The sequence below is a fragment of the Nitrospirota bacterium genome (assembly GCA_040754395.1).
Classification (GTDB): domain Bacteria; phylum Nitrospirota; class Thermodesulfovibrionia; order Thermodesulfovibrionales; family SM23-35; genus JBFMCL01.
The window spans coordinates 1-19211 of record JBFMCL010000017.1; the positions used below are offsets into that span (position 1 = coordinate 1).

At 50.3% G+C, this 19211-nt stretch carries 18 protein-coding genes and 1 pseudogene; 12 read left to right on the top strand and 7 right to left on the bottom strand.

What is annotated here, in order from left to right:
* Positions 1–139: 139 nt before the first annotated feature.
* A pseudogene (locus AB1552_09420) lies at positions 140–979 on the top strand (IS256 family transposase).
* A gap of 85 nt (positions 980–1064) precedes the next feature.
* Positions 1065–1211 (top strand): hypothetical protein, encoded by a 147-nt coding sequence (locus AB1552_09425; GenBank protein ID MEW6053989.1) that lies wholly within the window; start codon positions 1065–1067, stop codon positions 1209–1211.
* A 123-nt stretch (positions 1212–1334) separates the two neighbouring features.
* On the opposite strand, the gene AB1552_09430 is transcribed toward AB1552_09425, so the two are convergent.
* Entirely contained in the window at positions 1335–1751 is a 417-nt protein-coding gene (locus AB1552_09430; protein ID MEW6053990.1) for a secondary thiamine-phosphate synthase enzyme YjbQ, read from the bottom strand.
* Between the two features lie 293 nt (positions 1752–2044).
* Between AB1552_09430 and AB1552_09435 the strand changes: the two genes are divergently transcribed.
* From AB1552_09435 to phoU, 5 genes are read left to right on the top strand one after another with little or no spacing between them, the layout of a single operon-like run.
* Positions 2045–2857 (top strand): phosphate ABC transporter substrate-binding protein, encoded by an 813-nt coding sequence (locus AB1552_09435; GenBank protein ID MEW6053991.1) that lies wholly within the window; start codon positions 2045–2047, stop codon positions 2855–2857.
* A 59-nt stretch (positions 2858–2916) separates the two neighbouring features.
* Positions 2917–3903 carry a phosphate ABC transporter permease subunit PstC gene (gene pstC / locus AB1552_09440; protein MEW6053992.1) on the top strand — a complete coding sequence of 329 codons (987 nt, stop codon included), beginning with the start codon at positions 2917–2919 and terminating at the stop codon, positions 3901–3903.
* On the top strand, positions 3900–4802 hold the full coding sequence (gene pstA, locus AB1552_09445; GenBank protein MEW6053993.1) for a phosphate ABC transporter permease PstA: 903 nt from the start codon (positions 3900–3902) through the stop codon (positions 4800–4802). The genes pstC and pstA overlap by 4 nt, the downstream gene beginning before the upstream one ends.
* Positions 4796–5560 carry a phosphate ABC transporter ATP-binding protein PstB gene (pstB, locus tag AB1552_09450; protein MEW6053994.1) on the top strand — a complete coding sequence of 255 codons (765 nt, stop codon included), beginning with the start codon at positions 4796–4798 and terminating at the stop codon, positions 5558–5560. Before pstA ends, pstB begins: the two co-directional genes overlap by 7 nt.
* The gene (gene phoU, locus AB1552_09455) at positions 5560–6222 is read left to right on the top strand and encodes a phosphate signaling complex protein PhoU (protein ID MEW6053995.1); all 663 of its coding nucleotides are present in this window, start codon (positions 5560–5562) and stop codon (positions 6220–6222) included. The genes pstB and phoU overlap by 1 nt, the downstream gene beginning before the upstream one ends.
* Positions 6223–6238: 16 nt before the next feature.
* On the opposite strand, the gene AB1552_09460 is transcribed toward phoU, so the two are convergent.
* Positions 6239–7030, bottom strand: coding sequence for a hypothetical protein (locus AB1552_09460; protein MEW6053996.1), 792 nt, complete (start codon positions 7028–7030; stop codon positions 6239–6241).
* Positions 7031–7119: 89 nt separating this feature from the next.
* On the opposite strand from AB1552_09460, the gene AB1552_09465 reads away from it, so the two are divergent.
* Positions 7120–7419, top strand: a complete 300-nt coding sequence (locus AB1552_09465) for a Smr/MutS family protein (GenBank protein ID MEW6053997.1) — start codon at positions 7120–7122, stop codon at positions 7417–7419.
* 84 nt (positions 7420–7503) lie between these two features.
* Here AB1552_09465 and AB1552_09470 read toward each other — a convergent pair whose 3' ends face one another.
* Positions 7504–8415, bottom strand: coding sequence for a phosphorylase (locus AB1552_09470; protein ID MEW6053998.1), 912 nt, complete (start codon positions 8413–8415; stop codon positions 7504–7506).
* A gap of 89 nt (positions 8416–8504) precedes the next feature.
* Here AB1552_09470 and AB1552_09475 point away from each other — a divergent pair, with 89 nt between their 5' ends.
* Positions 8505–9167: a nitroreductase gene (locus tag AB1552_09475; GenBank protein ID MEW6053999.1), complete on the top strand. Its 663-nt coding sequence runs from the start codon at positions 8505–8507 to the stop codon at positions 9165–9167.
* A 48-nt stretch (positions 9168–9215) separates the two neighbouring features.
* On the opposite strand, the gene AB1552_09480 is transcribed toward AB1552_09475, so the two are convergent.
* Positions 9216–12932: a PAS domain S-box protein gene (locus AB1552_09480; protein ID MEW6054000.1), complete on the bottom strand. Its 3717-nt coding sequence runs from the start codon at positions 12930–12932 to the stop codon at positions 9216–9218.
* Positions 12933–13148: 216 nt separating this feature from the next.
* A complete protein-coding gene (locus AB1552_09485) occupies positions 13149–14270 on the bottom strand; it encodes a radical SAM protein (GenBank protein ID MEW6054001.1) in 1122 nt (373 codons plus the stop codon).
* A gap of 91 nt (positions 14271–14361) precedes the next feature.
* Here AB1552_09485 and AB1552_09490 point away from each other — a divergent pair, with 91 nt between their 5' ends.
* The 3 genes from AB1552_09490 (at position 14362) to sbtM (ending at position 17386) form a co-directional block, all read left to right on the top strand.
* Positions 14362–15270 (top strand): NAD(P)H-binding protein, encoded by a 909-nt coding sequence (locus AB1552_09490; protein MEW6054002.1) that lies wholly within the window; start codon positions 14362–14364, stop codon positions 15268–15270.
* Between the two features lie 206 nt (positions 15271–15476).
* Positions 15477–15662: an SbtA family thio(seleno)oxazole RiPP natural product precursor gene (sbtA, locus tag AB1552_09495; protein MEW6054003.1), complete on the top strand. Its 186-nt coding sequence runs from the start codon at positions 15477–15479 to the stop codon at positions 15660–15662.
* 110 nt (positions 15663–15772) lie between these two features.
* Positions 15773–17386 (top strand): thio(seleno)oxazole modification radical SAM maturase SbtM, encoded by a 1614-nt coding sequence (sbtM, locus tag AB1552_09500; GenBank protein MEW6054004.1) that lies wholly within the window; start codon positions 15773–15775, stop codon positions 17384–17386.
* On the opposite strand, the gene AB1552_09505 is transcribed toward sbtM, so the two are convergent.
* Together AB1552_09505 and AB1552_09510 are read right to left on the bottom strand one after the other, a co-directional pair.
* Positions 17358–17852: a pyridoxamine 5'-phosphate oxidase family protein gene (locus AB1552_09505; GenBank protein MEW6054005.1), complete on the bottom strand. Its 495-nt coding sequence runs from the start codon at positions 17850–17852 to the stop codon at positions 17358–17360. The two genes, sbtM and AB1552_09505, sit on opposite strands and share 29 nt — an antisense overlap.
* On the bottom strand, positions 17849–19195 hold the full coding sequence (locus AB1552_09510) for a deoxyribodipyrimidine photo-lyase (protein ID MEW6054006.1): 1347 nt from the start codon (positions 19193–19195) through the stop codon (positions 17849–17851). Before AB1552_09510 ends, AB1552_09505 begins: the two co-directional genes overlap by 4 nt.
* Positions 19196–19211 lie beyond the last annotated feature (16 nt).

Sequence of the window (19211 nt, forward strand, 5' to 3'; positions counted from 1 at the left end):
GGATACTGGTTATTGGCTGATGTTTATAAAGGAAGGACTTTTGTCGATGGTGTATTGAAGCAGGAAACCAAGGTGCTTGAAAGGATGGCCGCCTAAATGCTTTTTACACACCTATTGACATGACTCCAAAGTAAAGAAAGCAGTGGGTAAGCTCATAGGGAAGAAAGGGCTAAGTCACCAGAATGTTATGCGGATCAGCAGCAGGATCGTAGAGGAATTCAATGTTTGGAAGAAAAGGGACCTGTCGACGCTGAAACCGGTATATCTCATCCTTGACGGAATACGGCTGGGGGTGAGAGCGGAAACAAGGGAGAAAGAGGCGGTACTGGTAGCCTGGGCGTTTCTGGAGGACGGCAGCCGGGAACTGGTAAGCGTATCTCTCGGCAACCGGGAATCATACAATGCATGGAAGGGATTTCTGGAGGATCTCGGAAAGAGGGGACTGAGCGAGCCGATGCTCACAGTCATTGACGGCTGTCCCGGACTCATCAGAGCGGTGGATGAAGTCTTCCCTGAATCGGATACACAGCACTGCACCAAGCACAGGACTGAAAACGTGCTGGATAAAGTGCTTGAACAGGATAAAGCTTCAGTGAAGGAGTCGGTGCGAAAGGTATTCTACGCCTCGACCTATGAGCACGCCAAGGAAGCGGTGGAGATGTTCAAAAAGAAGTGGAGCATGAAATATCCTTCAGCAGTAGAGTGTCTCACCGAAGGGATAGAGAACTGTTTGACCTATTATAAATATCCTTATCAGCACTGGCTTAGAATACGGACGACGAATGTTGTGGAGCGGAGTTTCAAGGAGGTGAAGCGCAGAGTAAGAACGGCTGGCAGGTTTCACAATGAAGAGCGAGCACTCACCATGGTTTACTGGCAGCTCAATGAGCTTAACTGGAATGGAGTGAGTATGAGCAAAGAGGCAAAGGCAATTCTTGCGAAGATACGTGCATCAAAACTTCAAAGGATTGCGGCATAATGGTATTCATGAAAACCCTTGAGAATAATGCCCTGATCAGAATTTACAGAAAAGACTTGACAGTGCCGTGAAGCCAGAGGTAGGGATGATGTTACATGGTACAAGACCAGACGGTCAAACGTTTGGAGCCAGGATCACAGAAGTAAAGGAAAATGTTATCGTTGTAGACTTAAATCATCCGCTTGCAGGTAAGATTCTGAATTTTGAAGTAGATGTTATTGAAGTAAATTAAGCTGTATTGATGAATAATAGAGGAACAGAGGGAGATATGCCATTTTTTATTCATTTTGAAAAATGTATGTGGTGGTAATTGATGAAGGAAGTGCACAAGAGCCATTACTGATTGATATACCGTTCATTCCCCCATAATCTGCACCACGATATTCCTGTCCCTTCCCCGGTTGTCAAAATCGATAAAGACAATCTGCTGCCAGGTCCCCAACACGAGCCTTCCTTCCACCAGGGGAATTGTAAGAGACGGCTTCATAAGCGCTGCCCTGACATGGGAGAACCCATTCCCGTCTCCCCATCTTCTGTCGTGTTCATAGGGAATATCGGAGGGCACTATTTTTTCTATGGCCTTTTTCAGGTCGTTGATGACGCCCGATTCATATTCGATAGTAGTAATGCCTCCCGTGGAACCCGTGCAAAAAACAGTAACCAGTCCGTTCTGAATATCTGATTGTTTAACGATCTTTGTAACCGGACCGCTGATATCGAGAATATCACTGAAGCCTTTTGTCTGTAAGGAAATCGTATCTGTGGCAATCATAATGCCTCCTGTCTTATCCTGCAGGGATTGTTTGAATCCTTTATTATGCAACACCATCACTTGTAATATCTCAGCTCCGATGATAAATGACTCAAATGTTTGGCAAACAGGTACTTGCGAATACCGAAAGCATTCGGGACTCGCAATGACTATGCGTATAGCTGGATTTGGGTAATAATGGAAAGAACATTGCTGGAGGTATTTCCCTGGGGTGAGAAATGTAACGAAAACTTAACAGCGCTGTAACATTCCTGTAATATTGAAACGGTAATGTACCCTAAAGGAGGAACGCAATGAAAAAAAATCTGACGATACTATTCACACTTCTCTTCGCATTTGCCTTTGGCGGCATTTCTTTTGCTGAAGACCTGAGGATCGATGGTTCAACGACGGTATTGCCGATCGCCCAGAAGGCGGCAGAGGTATTCATGAAAAAGAACCCGAAGATCAGGGTGTTCGTATCAGGCAGCGGTTCGGGAACCGGCATTAAGGCGCTCATTGACGGAACCACAAATATTGCAACAAGCTCGAGGGAGGCAAAGGACAAGGAAGTAGCCTCCGGCAAAGCAAAGGGAGTAACACTTACCGGACACGAGGTTGCCCTTGACGGCATAGTTCCTATAGTGCATCCCTCCATGAAGATTAATGACATCTCCCTGGAACAGCTTAGGGATGTGTACAACGGAAAAATCAGAAGCTGGAAGCAACTTGGCGGCCCGGACAGACCGATATCTGTGGTCTCAAGAGATACCAGCTCAGGGACATATGAGGTCTGGGAGGAAAAAGTCCTGAAGGGCGACAGGGTAAGACCTGACGCGCTTCTCGTTGCCTCCAACGGACAGGCAGTGCAGACGGTTGCAAAGAACAGATATGCCCTCGGGTATATCGGCATAGGATATATCGAGAAAACGGCAAAAGTTCTCAAGGTCAATGGCAAGGCAGCATCACCGGCAAGTGTGCGTGACGGCTCATGGCCGGTCGCACGGCCGCTCTACATGTATACGAACGGGAAACCCGCCGGTATAATCGCAAAATTCATTGATTTCATGCTCTCAAAAGAAGGGCAGAAGGTGGTCAATGAAGTGAAGTACGTGAGTATCAAGTAAAGAGAGGGCGCAAGGGTGCAAGGGTCCGAGATGATCCCTGACCCCTTTTTATTGCAATTATGAAATGGCAGACAAAGGAAAAGACGGTTGAGCTGATCGTAAGCACAGTCGGTCTTGCCTCGGTCATCATCCTTCTCCTGATAGGGTTCTTCCTCTTCAGGGAGGCCTTTTATATTTTTTATAAAGCAGGCGTTGCGAAGGTGATATTCGGCAGCGAATGGTATCCCACCTATGACCCGCCGAGCTTTGGCATGTTTCCCCTCATCATGGGAACTGTGACTGTAACTGTGCTTACCGCGGTTATGGCGATTCCTCTGGGACTGGCGACGGCGGTCTACATCGCCGAAGTGGCCAATCACCGGGTCAAGGAAATTCTGAAACCCCTTATCGAAATGCTCGCGAGCTTTCCCTCAGTGGTGCTCGGGTTCTTCGGCATGGTGATTATCGCTCCGATACTTTCCAACTGGCTCTCCCCGATGCTTTCGGAAACGCTTCCGGAACTGCTGAGAAGCACCGGTATTCCCTTTCTGTCCACAACCCTGGCGGACTTCTGCTATGACAAGCTGTTCATCGCTTCGGGACTGAATATTTCCACCGCCGCGCTGATGCTCATGGTCAGGGCCGTGCCGGTTATCGCAAGCATTGCAGAAGATGCTCTGACCGCGGTTCCCCGCACCTACAGGGAGGCTTCCTATTCTCTGGGGGCAGACAAGTGGGAAACCATCTGGAAAGTGGTCATTCCCGCTTCTGTATCGGGACTGAGCGTCGCGGTAATTCTTGGCATCGGCACGATAGTTGGCGAGACCATGATCGTACTGATGGTAGCGGGTGGAGCGGCGGTCGTGCCTCACTGGTTTTTTGACCCTGCCCGGCCGATGCCTTCGGCAATCGCGGCTGAAATGGCCGAGGCACCGTATCAAAGTCTCCATTATCATGCGCTTTTCGGGGTGGGTGCGCTCCTCTTCCTGTTCACTTTTGTCCTCAGCCTCATTTCTGATTTCATTTCCAGGAAGTACCGGGCCGTGCGAATCGGGGAAAAGGTATGAGCCGGATTACATCCCCTGTGCGTAAACCATTTTCAGAAGTGAGAAAAAAACGGTTTAATCTGAAACAGGAGTTTTTCCTCTCGCTCATAAGGATGTTCGGTTTTTCCGGGGCCCTCACGCTGTTTGTCATCCTTTTTTTTGTTGCATACAATGGCATTGCTGTCCTGAACTGGGATTTCATTACCCTGCCGCCTGTTGATGCGATGACAAAGGGGGGGATCATGCCGGTCATTGTCGGAACAATCCTGCTGACATTGTTCTGCATGCTTCTGGTCATTCCGGTCGGGGTGATTACGGCCATTTTCCTTGCGGAATATTCAAAACCCGGTATGCTTCTCAAGACCATCATGATGTCCATTTATACCCTTGCCGGTGTTCCGTCGGTCGTTTTCGGCCTCTTCGGGCTGGCGGTTTTTGTTGTTGCATTTAATTTCGGAATGAGTCTGATCGCAGGGTCGCTGACCCTTGCAATTATGGTATTGCCCTATATCATATCGACGGCTGAAGAAGCGATTAAGGCGGTTCCTTACAGCTTCAGGGAAGCGTCTCTGGCATGCGGCGCCACGAAATGGCAGACGATACGGAAGGTCGTCCTGCCCACCGCGATGCCGGGAATCCTGACCGGCGCAATCCTCGGCACCGCGAAGGTTTCGGGAGAAACCGCTCCGATCATGTTCACTGCGGCAGCGTTCTTTACCCCCGGGATACCGAGATCGCTGTTCGAGCCTGTGATGGCATTGCCCTATCACATTTATGTGCTTGCAACCGCAGGCACCCATATAGAGGAGACAAGACCGATCCAGTACGGAACTGCGCTGACGCTTATCATCCTTGTACTTGGCATGAACCTTTTGGGCATAATACTTCGGTCGAGACAGCGAAAGAAGAGGGCATGGTAGAAGAAAAAAATATTTTCGCAATGCATGATTTCAGCATCCTTTACGGCAGTTTTATGGCGGTAAAGAACGTTACGCTCAATATCGAGGCGAATAAGATTACTGCGGTGATAGGTCCCTCCGGCTGCGGGAAATCGACACTGCTCAGGTCTCTGAACAGGATGAATGACCTTATCCTGACTTCGAGGGTAGAGGGCACGGTGTTTTTCCGGGGGGTGAATATTTATGATAAGGATACCGATGTGATCGAATTGCGGAGAAGGGTCGGCATGGTCTTTCAGAAGCCCAATCCCTTTCCCAACTCTGTATACGAGAATGTGGCATATGGTCCGAAAATCCGCGGCATAAAAAAGAAAAGACGGCTCGATGAGATCATCGAGAATGCGCTTGTGAGGGCAGACCTGTGGAAAGAGGTAAAGGACAAGCTGAATGAATCAGGGCTCAGCCTTTCCGGAGGCCAGATGCAGCGGCTCTGCATCGCCCGGTCCCTGGCGCAGGAGCCTGAGGTGATCCTCTTCGATGAGCCCACCTCTGCACTTGATCCCATTTCGACTGCGCATATAGAAAATCTGCTCCAGGAACTGCAGAAAACTGTTACCATAGTGATAGTGACACACAACATGCAGCAGGCAGCGAGGATATCGAACTATACCGCATTCATGTATCTGGGAGAACTGGTCGAATTCGGCGAAACGGATGGCATATTTGTGAACCCCCAGCACAAACTCACTGAAGAATACATAACAGGGAGATTCGGATAATGGCTATTTTTGATAATGAGTTGAAGGAACTCCGCGAAAATGTCCTGAAGCTCGGATGCATGGTCGAGAATGCCATCCGGGATTCTGTAAAAGCCCTTGTGGAGAGAGACAGTGAACTCGCCAGGGAGGTGATTAAGTATGACCATCTGGTCAATGCCCTTGATGTCAAAATAGACGAGGAGTGCGTGCGCCTGATCGCCCTCAGGCAGCCAATGGCACGGGACCTGCGGCTTATCACCACTGCCATGAAAATTACGACAGACCTTGAACGGATGGGGGATATGGCGGTAAATATCGCGGAAAGGGCGATCGAACTGAATCAGGAACCCCAGCTGAAACCGTTTGTCAACATTCCCAAGATGGCAGAAATTACCCAGCAGATGGTGAGGGATGCGCTCGATTCGTTTGTGACAGGGTGTTCGCGTCTGCCCTATGAAGTAATCAAGAGGGACGATGAAGTGGACGATCTCACCGTCAGGAATTTTGAAGAACTCCTCGCCTTAATGATTCAGGACCCGAAGATCATTCCCCTGGCAATCAAGAGGACATATATCGCGAAGTACCTCGAGCGGATTGCCGATCATGCAACAAATATCGCGGAGATGATCATTTACATGTGCAAGGGGAAGATGATCAGGCATACGGAGATTTCAGACCCCTGAAGTGTCTCTGTCCCGGTTAATCGGTTCTGAACCTTGATTCATTGAAAACGGGATTCAAGCTGTATTTTGTGATTGTGGTTTCACTGAGCCTGTTGTTTCTCGCAAAATTTACTATCCTGAACGGGAAAAGAATCCCCTCAACTTTCCTGAAATCCGAGAATTCAGCTGTCAGGCTCGTCCTGTTCCTGCCGACCTTAAAATAGCCGACAACCTTCAGGATCAGAAAGCTTTTTGAATCAATATGGACTTCCAGGTCGTTTCTGTAATTGTCTTCGAGCATGAAAATCTCAGTTTCAGCACCGTCCAGGCTGCCTTTCTCGCGGCTGAGCACCCTGAAAGAGCCGTCGAGAAATCCGAAGGGAAGGTCTGTCTGGTTGTACTGATACACCATTGCGATATACGCGGGGCCTTGCACCGGTTCTGTCTTTCCCCCGACCCCCCGGTAGCCTTTTGTCCCGTTCAGGATTCTCGTCTCAGAGGAATGCCTGTATCTGATCTCCACGAGCAGTTTTCTCTCTCGTTTCATATACCGGAAATAGTCGCCTTCATCCTCAGGCAGATATTTTTTTATTCGGCCTTCCGCCGATACCGAAACGACCCCTGCAAGCTTTTCCCTGCCACCGTACGCCTCTATGATTTTTGCAAGGGGGGCATCATTCTGCTCAGATACGGGTTCAGCCTGAACCTGCATACTTGTGCAGCAGAAGCCCAGGATTGTCATCATAACAAGGGTTTTGGCACACAGACCGCGGAGTAGCTGAAAGATGCAGCGAATATTCGCGATAACCTTCCGGGGAATTTTTCTCATAAAAAAGTATATCATAATGTTTCAGAACGATTTTCTGTCTTTTCGCATGTCTGACAGGCAGATGACCTGAAAAAAGTAAACACGTGCGCATGGAAGAATACCCTGAACACGAGCATGCAGAGCCGGTTGAACTCCCGGTCGACGGGACGCTGGACCTCCACACCTTTCACCCCCGCGAGGTGAAAGACCTGCTCCCTGACTACCTTAATGCCTGCAGGGAGAAAGGAATCCTCGATGTTCGTATCATTCACGGTAAAGGCACTGGCATGCTCAGGGAAACCGTCCACGCAATCCTCACACGTTTGCCGTGGGTCGTTTCGTTCGGACTGGCCGGCCACGAGGCCGGGGGCTGGGGGGCGACAATCGTGAAACTGAGGCCGAGAGATTAAAAGCCGATCCGGAAATCAACGACCGAGAATGAGCAAAAATACTCTGTCTTCAGGAAAATCAGAAAAATTCATGAATAATAAGGGTTAAGGGGGGATCGCCACGCTCCTGAGCGCGTTCATCGGACCGTTTCTTTTCAGGAACTCCATCTGGTCCTCATCACGTACAAGCAGTGCTCCTGCAAACCCGAGCGAGTTGATGGAAATCGTCCCGAAAAATTCGCGTGATCTCGGCACGAGGAACATCCAGGTGCGGGAAATCAGGAGACAGTAGGGCGCTGACTGTGTGCGCAGATATCTCGTATCGGGCGGAGCGAGGCCGGTCTGTGCGAGCAGCGCAGCATAAAGCCTGTGAGTCTCGCGGGCTGCATTGAACGGTGAATGAACGATGTCAGGTTCGAGCCATACAAACGCGTTTCTGAATGGAAACGCGGCGATCGACCCCGGTTCTCCGGAGCGTGCTGATGGGAAAAGCGTCTCAATGGGAGTCTCCGGACCTTCCGGAGCCACCGGCAGAGGAATCATCTGGAGGTGCTTATGCCGCTGACTGGCTCCCGCAGCTTCTCCCCCGTTATAAAAACCCAGCCCGTTGTATTCGGCCATACAGACCCAGAGTGCCTCAAAATCGGCACGTGTCAGGAGCGTTTCCTGGTCTTCGAAATGCCGCGTGATGATCAGAAGGTGATGGTGCACAACATTATATTTATTGAGCAGCGCTACGTGGCTTTCAGAAATATCCGCTACAAAAAGGTCTTTGTCGTAAGGGAGAAAGGGATTTGCATGATTTCCTGCAGCCGCGGTCTCATGCTGTTTCTGCCTGGCCTGATGCTTCCTCTGCAGGGCATCAATAATCCGTACGAAGAACCGCACCCCTCCATCTTCAATAAAGTCCCATGCGGTGGGAACAGGCAACTGTGCGCCGGTCCGCAGCGCGTTCTCTGTTGCCTCCACAAGCGATTTCCAGAGAGTGTTCCTCGCGAGAAGAATGTGAGAATTCATTCGGCGTCAATCCAGCATTTTTTGTAATATGATACCAGAATAAGGTATGCTTTACTGAAACCTAATGCATTTTTCTGAAGGAGGGTATCATGGACGCAATCGAATGCATCATGACAAGAATGAGTATAAGAAAATTCAAGCCTGACGTCATACCTGTGGAGATTATCAAAAAGGTCATCGACACGGCGAAATGGAGTCCTTCATACAAAAACAGCCAGCCGTGGGAGGTCATTATTATTTCGGGAGAGAAAAAAGAGCAGTTATCCGGCCACCTCGTGGGTCTTCTGGAAAGCGATACGCCGTCATGCCCTGATCTTCCTGAACCGCAGGCATGGCCCCCTGACATAGAGGCGAGGATACATGCGCTCATGAAAAAGAGAAGTGAACTCACGGGAAAGGATCTGAACGACCCTGATGTGAGAAGAAAGGCAAAAATTGCAAATTTCAGATTCTACGGAGCGCCTCACGGCATGTTTCTCTTCCAGGACTCTTCGCTCACACCCTGGTCCCTTTTTGATATCGGCCTTTTTGCGCAAAACATCATGCTGGCAGCACATGCGTATGGCCTCGGGACAGTCCCCCAGGCATTTCTTACCGATTATGCCCGGCAGGTGAAGGAGTTCCTGAAGATACCTGAAGCAAAGAGGCTGGTGCTCGGCATATCCCTCGGCTATCCCGATTGGGAATCTCCGGTGAACAGTTCCAGGACGGACAGGGTGAGCACTGATGAGATAGCACGATTCATCGGATAATCCCCTGGGCCCGATAAGCGCAGACAGTGCGCATACGACTCTCTCACTCTATGTGAGGAGTTTCTCTGCTTCTTCTGCAGGAAGAGGTCTGCTGAAATAAAACCCCTGTCCCATGTCGCATCTGAGAAGCCGCAGGAATTTCCATTGCTCCTCTGTTTCGATGCCTTCAGCAATGGTCTTCAGCTGCAGCGTATGTGCCATCGAAATGATGGCCATGATGATCGATGCGGTATCGGGGTCTATGGTCATTTCCCGTATGAAGGACATATCGATCTTCAGATTGTCGATCGGGAATCTTTTCAGGTGCGCCAGCGATGAATACCCTGTGCCAAAGTCGTCAATCGAGACAGAAACCCCGATTCTCTTGAGATTTTCAAGCACTGAAAAGGTGAAGTCTATATCCTGCATGAAGGCGCTCTCGGTTATTTCCAGGGTGAGAAGCGAAGGATAAAAGCCTGATGCCCTGATTATCTTCTCTATCATCTGAGACAGGTCTTTCTGTCTGAATTGAATCAGCGAGAGATTTACCGATACAGGAACAATGGAACGACCCCTGTCCTGCCATTCCTTCACCTGCCTGATCGCTGTTCTGAGAATCCATTCGCCGACCTCGATGATCATTCGCGTGTCTTCAAGAACCGGGATAAATTTTCCGGGAGATACCAGTCCTGATTCCGGACTTTGCCAGCGCAACAGGGCTTCCATGCCGGTAATCTTTTTTGTGCTGATATCCCAGTATGGCTGATAATGCAGGATGAACTCTTCATTTTTCATTGCACTGAAGAGGTTCTTTTCCATGAGCACGAACTCTGATGCCTTCACATCCATGCCTTCAGTGTAAAACTGATAGTTCTTCCTTCCCTGCTGTTTTGCCTTTACAAAGGCGAGGTCCGCATTTTTTACGAGGAAGGAAGCGTCTTCTCCGTCATCGGGATATACCGATATCCCGACACAGAGTGTGATCACAAGTTCATTCCCGTTGTGAAGGATGGGGTGAGAGGCGTTTCTCATGATTTTTTCGACAACGATGATAATATCTTCAGGCTGGGCAATATCGATCAGCAAAATCCCGAAATCGTCATTTCCGAGACGTGCAACGGTGTCTCCCTCGCGGACAGATTCCTGAAACCGTACCCCCGTCTCTCTCAATACCGCATCCCCGGTATCAAGGCCATAGGTATCATTTATGGATTTAAACCTGTCGATATCGATCATGAGGACTGCAACAAGCCTCCTGCTGTATTCAGCCCTTGCGATCCCCTGTGTCAGCCTGTCAAGAAAAAGGTTTCTGTTCGGAAGTCCTGTCAGGCTGTCATAGTACGCGAGGTATTCAATTCTGTCTTCCATTGTTTTTCGCTCGGTTACATCAGTGATAATCCCTTCGAGTGCCTGCAGGGCATCTCCGGCAAATACCCCGGAACCTCTTCCCCAGACCCATTTCTGGCTGCCTGATGCGGTGGTAATCCTGTACTCAAGAGTATAGGGCTTTTTCTCATGCAGGGCCTTCCGGACTGATTCGGCAATTTTCTGACGATCTTCCGGATCAATAAGGGACGCGAATGTTCTGACGCGATTGCCGATGAACTCTTCGGCTGGATATCCGGTCAGATCAAAAACCCCCTCGCTCAGATATTCCATTGTCCACTGGGGATCGTTTGCGCAGCGGTAAACGATCCCCGGAAGGTTATTGATTAGCGTGCTGAGCTTCCTGCTGCTTTCCTGCAACTGTATTTCCGCCTGTTTCCGGACAAGAACACCGGAAAGGGTGTCGGCAACGGCACGCAGGAATTCTTCTTCTCTCTGGTTTCTGCTATGGCCTGCATTCAGATACAGGTTTATTATCCCCAATGTTTTTCCCATGTACAGGATAGGAACAATATAATGACCGTGCGGCAGCATTTCCTCCCGGCAGATTTCATGGCGCTCGTCAATATGGTCGGCAAAGAGGATTTCCCCGGTCTGTGCAGACATTCCGCAAAGGCATTTGCCGAAAGGCACGCGAGAGCATGATTGAATGAGCTGTGCAGGGAGGTTATAGTGGGCTTTCAGCACAAGCACCTCAGAGGCATCTTCAACAAGATGGATGCTGCCGCGTGTTTCTGACGAAAGCCATGGAAGCGAAAGCAGCGTGTTGAGGGTTTTTTGCAGGAACAGTTCGAGCGTAATTTTTTCGAGCGATAAACTGAGCATCATGCTGATCGCTGACTGAGTATAGTAATTGTTATAAAGTTCATCTTCTGATCGTTTGCGTTCCGTGATGTCGCGGGCAATTCCGGTCGTGCCGATCACTTCACCCATCGCATTGAAAATAGGCGTTTTAATCGTCTCTATCCACGTCTTGTTGCCCTTTTTGTCGATCAGCGGCTCTTCGACCTGTTTCCGTCTCCGTGTTGCCATGACCTCCTTATCGTCGGCTCTGTACCGTTCGGCAAGTTCCTTTGTCCAGATATCCAGATCCGTTTTACCGTACAGTTCGTCAGGGCTTACTCCGCATGCATCGCCGAAAGGTCTGTTCACCGCAATAAACCTGCTTTCCTCATCTTTCAGCCAGGCGATATCAGGGATATTGTCCAGAATTGCCTTCAATTGTTCCCTGTTTTCAGACAGCTTTTGTTCGGCCTGCTTGCGCTCGGAAATATCGTGCAGACTGCCCACAACCTTTACCGGCCTTCCCTCAGCATCGCGTTGTATCATTGCAGAAATTGAACACGGGATCAGAGAACCGTCACGGTTTCTGAGAGTTATTTCGTAATCATGTGCCTTCCCATGTTCCAACAAAATCTTGAGAAGGGCATTTCTCACCTTCGGGTCTGCATAAAAATCGAGTATTGACTTCCCGAGCACATCATCCCGCGCATATTGTCCTCTTGTAACTGCCTCGATTGAAGGACTGGCTTCCAGTATTGTGCCGTCCAGGTCTGTTTCATAATATACATCCTGTATGCTCTGGAAGATATTCCGGTATTTTTCCTCATTCTTCTTTATTGCTTCTTCGGCACGCTTCCGTTCGGTGATATCACGAAATATCCCCTGGGAGCCAATTATCGTATCGCCGATAATTCGCGGGGTTACGCTTCCCCTGACGTCGATGTTCCGCCCGTCTTTTGCAACAAAGACGGCTTCGACATTGTTCAGGGATTCTCCTGACATTACCCTCTGAAAGTCCTGCATGCAATGGGGAATGCAACTCGGATGCAGAATATCAAAGATGGTAATGTGCTGCAGTTCGTCCCATGTATACCCTGTAACCTTTCGCCATGCTGAATTTACATACTTGAACCGGCCATCCGGGGCAACGCTTTGCACCATGTCATAGGCATTTTCGATCAATGAGCGATAGCGCTCCTCCGATTCACGGAGGAGTTCTTCCGCCCGTTTTCTTTCGGCTTTCCCGATGGCTTCGCGCAACGCGCGGGTTACCGCAGGCACAAGCTGTGACAGACGTTCCTTGAGTACATAATCTGTGGCCCCCTTTTTTAATGCATTAACTGCCACTTCTTCGCCCATGGTGCCGGTCACAAAAACAACCGGCACATCCGGTGAGCGTTCCTTGGAGATTGCGAGGGCGGACAGTCCATCGAACTGAGGAAGGGTATAATCAGCGAGGATTATATCCGGCATGAACTCTTCCAGAGCTTTTTGAAAGTCTTTCCGTGTTTCAACTTTCTCCGCAGCAAATGACAGTCTCCCCCTGCGCAGTTCGTACTGTATCAGTTCAGCATCGTTGGGATTGTCTTCAAGAATGAGTATGCGGAGTTTTTCCATATTCCTCTCTACACACAGAATATCACCGTTTATATGCACTGAAATTCGTGGTGCAGTCTGTTGCTCGTATAAATGCCATTATGCTTTATCATAGCAAAAATTCATAATACTGCATTTGTTTATCTGCAGAAAGATTATTCACGCGCAGGGAGGATGCAGTTTGACGGGAAAGTCTTTTGTTATCATCAGTTCCTGAATGCAACAGAACAGGCTGCTTCACTCAAGGATCACATACCCTTTTGTTTTTCCGATTCTCCTGCCTCTGATTCCCAGTGCTTCAAGGCAGGTGATCTTTCTCTCTTTGCGCATCTCGAGAATTTTCCTGACGGTTTCCGGCCCGAATCCGGGAACCCTGAGCAGGGCCTTTCTGTCAGAGGTATTTATCCTCACCGGATAGTATTCCGGATGGCTGTCGGCCCAGACCTGTTTCGGGTCCTTGTCCAAACGGAGGTTCCCGGTCATATCGAACAGGATGTCCTCTTTGGCAAAACCGTATTTCCTGATGAGAAAGTCGGTCTGATAAAGGCGATGTTCCCGCACGAAGGGTACTTCAGGGTTTCCGGGCAGATGCCGTTCTCCGGGAATCCCGTGATGCCCGAGACCTTTTTGGTAGGCTGAAAAGTAGATGCGCCTGAAATTCAGCCGCTTGTAGAGGCCGAACATGTAGTGTATGATCTCGGAGTCTGTTTCATCGGATGCGCCGACGATGAACTGGGTGGTGCATTTGACGTTCGAAAATCTCATGCCTTTGCCGGACAGCTTTCCCATCAGTTTGAGCGGACGGAGAATGTCCCTGTCAAAGTCCTTGGTGTCCGTGAGCGCCCCGAAATGCTTTTTCCCCGGGGTTTCGATATTGAGCGATACTGCAGTCGCAAGCGAAAAGGAATCTTCGATCGCGGCATCAGATGCCCCCGGGATGATCTTCAGATGGATATATCCTCTGAAATTATGCCGGTATCTGAGGAGTTGCGCAACGGCATTGATCCTGTCCATCGTGTAATCAGCGTTCCTTATGACCGCGGAGCTCAGGAAAAGCCCGGAGACCTTTCTTTTCTGATAATATTCCATGAATATGCGGGCAATCTCCTCCGGCTTCATGGTGCAGCGCCGGACATTGGTTTCCGCACGGAGAGGGCAGTATCTGCAGTCGTTTGTGCAGGCGTTCGAAAGAAGGGTTTTCAGCAGGAAGGTATACCCGCCCTGCGGAAGGGTAACAGGATAAAGCCAGTTGCCTGCAGGTCCCCTCCTCCGGTGCTCATCCCTGCGGGTACCGCATGCGCAGGCAAGGTCATACCGGGAATCCCCGGACAGTACCTGGAGTTTTTCGACCGTATCCATGACCCTCCATGCATTATATCACAGGGTCTGCATATGGCACGCAACCTTCCTATTTGATATAGTGTAATAAAACAGGCAAAAAGGAGGAGATATGCATATAGCGGTTCTGGGAGCGCCGGGTTGTGTTGGGCAAAGCCTTATCAGAAAGCTTCTGACGACGCCGGAGCATGGCATTGTCGCCTCTTTTCGGACTGAAACAGAAGTCCCGCAGAATCTCAGACAGAAAAGAGTTGCCTGGAAGCAGGTCAACCTTCTTGACCCTTCAAGTGCGCAGCATTTCCTCGGTGGCACAGAGGTACTGATCTACCTTATCCATTCACTCGGAGCGAAGAATTTTGAAGAGCTCGATATCCGGCTTGCACACGCAACAGGTGCTGCGGCAGAGAAGGCGGGGGTGAAAAAGATCATTTATCTGGGAGGAATTGTTCCTGAGGGCAAAACAGTATCACCGCACCTCACGAGCAGGATGGAGACCGGAAAGGCACTTGCCTCCTACCGCATCCCGGTTGCAGAAGTACGGGCGAGTATTCTGCTTGAGACCTGCAGCATATCTTTTCTCATTGTGTATTACCTTGCGAAGCGTCTGCCGGTCATGATAACCCCGCGCTGGCTCAATTCGCTCTGTGCGCCCATTGCACTGCAGGATGCGGCAAGCTGTCTCGCGGCACTCGTTTCAAGAGAGGCAAAAGGGCATGAGATTTTCGAAATAGGATCTGACATTGTGCGATATAAGGATCTCCTTGCGCTCTGCGGCAAGGCAATACGGGGGATGCGCAACATTATTCTCCCTGTCCCTTTTTTCGCAATATACCTGTCCACGCTCTGGGTGGAATTAATTACCGGAGTGCCCAACAGTGTGGCTATTGCGCTTGCAGAGGGGCTGAGGACCAATACCGTTCCGGAAAGGAACAGATTCAAAGAGGTTACCGGAAGAGACCCGGTTCCACTTGAGGATGTGCTCGCACAGCTTGCGGAAAAGATGCGCGCCACGCCGGGCTGAGATCAGGCTTCCTGTATCAACGCAGCATACTTCAGGAATTTCGTGCACACCTGCTGACTTGACAGTACCCCCCGCGGTTGATAAGATTTTTCTATAAAAGACACGACTGTCATAGATATTGCCAATATAGTCGTGTTTTTTTGAAAAATGCGCATTGACTCTGTCTTTGACAGAGAGCACAAATCCTGTGGGAAAAGGAGGTGAACATGGACAGGAAGGATGTCAAAAAAATCCTTGCAGGACTGAGTATCGCCGGGCTTCTGGCCGGAACAAGCTTGATTGGCGGTTGTGCCCAGAAACCTCAGGAACCCCCTGTTCCGGCAAAAGAGGCTCCTGCCACTGCTCAGGAAGCTCCCGCTCCGGCTCAGCAGGCACCTGCTCCAAGCAGCTGAGCAGGTACCAAAGAAGGTGCAGGTGGCACCAAAACAGAAAAAGCTCCTGGACAAAGCAGTTGAGCGGGAAGCAAAAAATAGTGCAGTGTGCACTATAATCGCACAGCAAGATGAATACCACTTCTCACAGAAAAACTCATGATATCTACAGGACATGCCGCGAGATTGCAGGTTCTGCAGTCTGGCAGCGCCTCATGAACGGACAGGAATTCACTCCGGAACCCGAACAGTTAATCATCGGCCTAGAGAGGATGGGCGGGCAGGGTATCCCTGAATTTCTCCCTGATCTCGCCCGCCTCGAATGGGCTATCCATGAAGTTGAGATGACTTCTCCGGCTTCCCGGAAAGATACGGATGCAATCTCTCTCAATCCGTCACTCAGGATCCTGGAGGTATCATGGCAGAACCTGACGGAGTTATGTAATCCTGCCAAACCCGCATCATGCAGGAGACCGGAATCAGGAAGAGAGATGATTCTTCTCTGGAAGGTCGCACGCACCGGAGCAGTCCGTTTCCGGCCGGCAACCAGCGAAGACCTGCTGTCTCTCAAGATGATTTCAGAGGCGATTTCCGCTGAACAGGTTGCTGCGGAAGGAAAACTGCCGGTAGGCGCAGTTGATACCTTAATCGACGGGGCTGTTCGGGAAGGGATTCTGAACGCACCTCCTTCGGGGATACGACGTGATCCGCGCATATTCAGGGCAGAAGATGGCATCGGAGAAGAGTTCCTTGAATCCTTCAGTTTCACGCTCCAGTGGCATATTACCCAGGCCTGTGATCTGCAATGCCGGCACTGTTACGACCGCAGCGACCGGTCCCATATGCAATTGGACCAGGCTGTGAAGGTGCTGGACGACCTCCGCGTATTCTGCAGGTCAAGGCATGTCATCGGCGCTGTCTCTTTTACCGGCGGGAACCCGTTTCTGTATCCCGGTTTCATTGAACTTTACCGCGCGGCCTCCGAACGCGGGTTCTCACTCGCGATTCTGGGCAATCCGGCTCGGCGTGAAATACTCGAGGAACTGCTCTCCATACAGATGCCTACCCATATTCAGGTGAGCCTCGAGGGTCTGCCGGAACATAATGATTACATCCGGGGCAGGGGGCATTTTGACCGTGTAATGGAATTCCTCCGGCTGCTCCGTGAACTCGGCATATTTTCGATGGTAATGCTTACCCTCACACAAGACAATATGCATCAGATCATTCCGCTCGCTGAACTTCTCCGTGACCACACAGACAGGTTCCATTTCAACAGGCTTTCGATGGTCGGCGAGGGAGCAAACCTGGTTTTGCCCGGGAGGGATGCGTACAGGGCTTTTCTGGAAGAATATGAACGCGCAGTGCAAGGCAATCCTGTGCTCGGCCTTAAGGACAATATGTTCAATATCCTGAGGCACGAACGCAACACTGAACTTTTCGGCGGCTGCGCAGGATACGGGTGTGGGGCTGCCTTTAACTTTCTTGCGCTTCTTCCGGACGGGGAAGTGCATGCCTGCCGGAAACTCCCGTCATATCTCGGCAACATCTTCAATAAGGGAATTGCAGAAATATATGATTCAGCAGAGGCCGGCCGTTACCGGTCAGGGTGTGCAGCCTGCAGGGGATGCGCTGTCCGTGCGGTCTGCGGGGGATGCCTTGCGGTTGCCTACAGCCATGGCCTGAATATAATCGAAGAAAAAGACCCCTTCTGCTTTATGCCCCCTGCGGGAGCCAGACAGTGACGCTCTGAAACCTTGTTGCGTGGATGCACTGCTCAATTGCAATGTGCACAAGTGCGGTCCCGGGTGATTTCAGGATATCCTTCAGCATCGGGTGCTTTCTGAGAAAGATTTTCGCAAATGATTCCCTTTTTGTGCCACGCCTCAACAGATGCGCACTCCCAAGAATCGTCACCGCTTCAGCATGCATGTAGTCCCCTTCGGTATTGGTTCGGGTATCGATCAGGAGGGCTACCTTCCTGTTCCTGAGGATGTTCCGGTATTTGCGCGTGGATTTCGGTGTGGCAAACAGGATCCCTTTCACATCGGGGGTGAGTGCATAGGCGATCAGGGAAGCATACGGCTGTCCGTCAGCGTCGGTTGCAAGGACCGCATGAGGCTGGGTTTTGTCGATACGTTTCAGGCGTTCGGGGATGTTTGCACTGCCCCTGCTGATTCTGTCAGGTATTTTTTTGCCAGAAGGTTTCATATGAGAGAACGGACTTGCTGAATATATTTCTTTATATTGAACTTTGCTCTGCATCCATTATAGCTCATGTACCGGATTTTTCCAAAGACAGGACGCTCGTTCCATGCCCTGTCATGAACCCCGCCAATACTCCATGCGATCCCGGTGTACCCGTTTGGATCTCTGCCGTCGAGTTCATACCGGTCATTTAAATAAATGGCTATTTCCATAGCCTCCTCTGGAGACTTAGTCCATTCAAGGATCTTTTTTGCCCAGTACATCCTCATGTAGACGTGCATCTTCCCTTTGAAGACCATCTCTGTCTGTGCTGCATTCCAGAGGTCGTCATGGGTCTCTGCGTTCTCGAATTGTGCGAGGCGATACAGGTACGGACGCCGGTCCTTTCTGTGCTCCTGCAGCGTCTTTTTCGCCCACTGAGGGAACCCTTCACATGTGTCATAATGAGGAGTATAGAAGCAGAAATTGTCCGAAAGCTCTCTCCGGACAATGAGTTCCTCCAGAAAAGCCTCCCTTGTGGTCTTGCCCGCACCCGAATTCATTACCTCGAGGGCAACCCTCTGGGCCGAGATATGTCCAAAATGCAGATACGGGGAAAGGTTTGACTGGGCATCAAGCGCAGGATCATTTCTCCGGGTTGCGTAGGAGGGTAATCTGTTTTTGATAAAGTTCCTGAGCATCCGGGATGCGGCCTTTTCGCCGGGGTTTATCCAGTCGACCTCAGGAATGTTGTCAACACGCAATTTCTCAATGATTTCCGGCCAGTCTGTTAAGGTGGTGTTGTTTTTCCATGTGAAAGGGTGTTTCATGAACCGGGGGAATGCACTGAGAAATTCCTGCAATGCCCGCTTTATCTTCGGACGTATCGTGTAGGCGCCGTATTCCTGTTTTGGCGAGGCGACCCAGCAGGGGACAATATTATGGGCATCCACTTCATAGAAGGGGATTGCTATTTTCCGGGATACTGCATCTGCCCATCTCCTCTTGATCTTCAGAGGGTCGAAATCCCTGACCAGTACCCCCGCATTGCACTGCCTGATAAACCGGGGGATCTTCTCTTCCGGTGATCCTGTGAGAAGAATAAAGGGAACATTTTTTTCTTTAAGGCGTTTTTCGACTTCCTGCAGCCCTTTCAGCATGAAGCGATATTGTCGTGTGGTGGCGTCCAGGAATTCTGCTGCTAAACAGAAGACGACCACAAGGGGCTTTTTATGTGTACGTGCGAGTTCCTGAGCGAAAAGCAGCGCCCAGTTGTCTCTGACCCGCTGATCGCGGCTCATCCAGAACACGACCGGCCCCGGCCTTATCGTCCCCTCTTTGAGCGTTCTGATGCGCTTCTGGTTCATGGCATAAGAAGAAAAA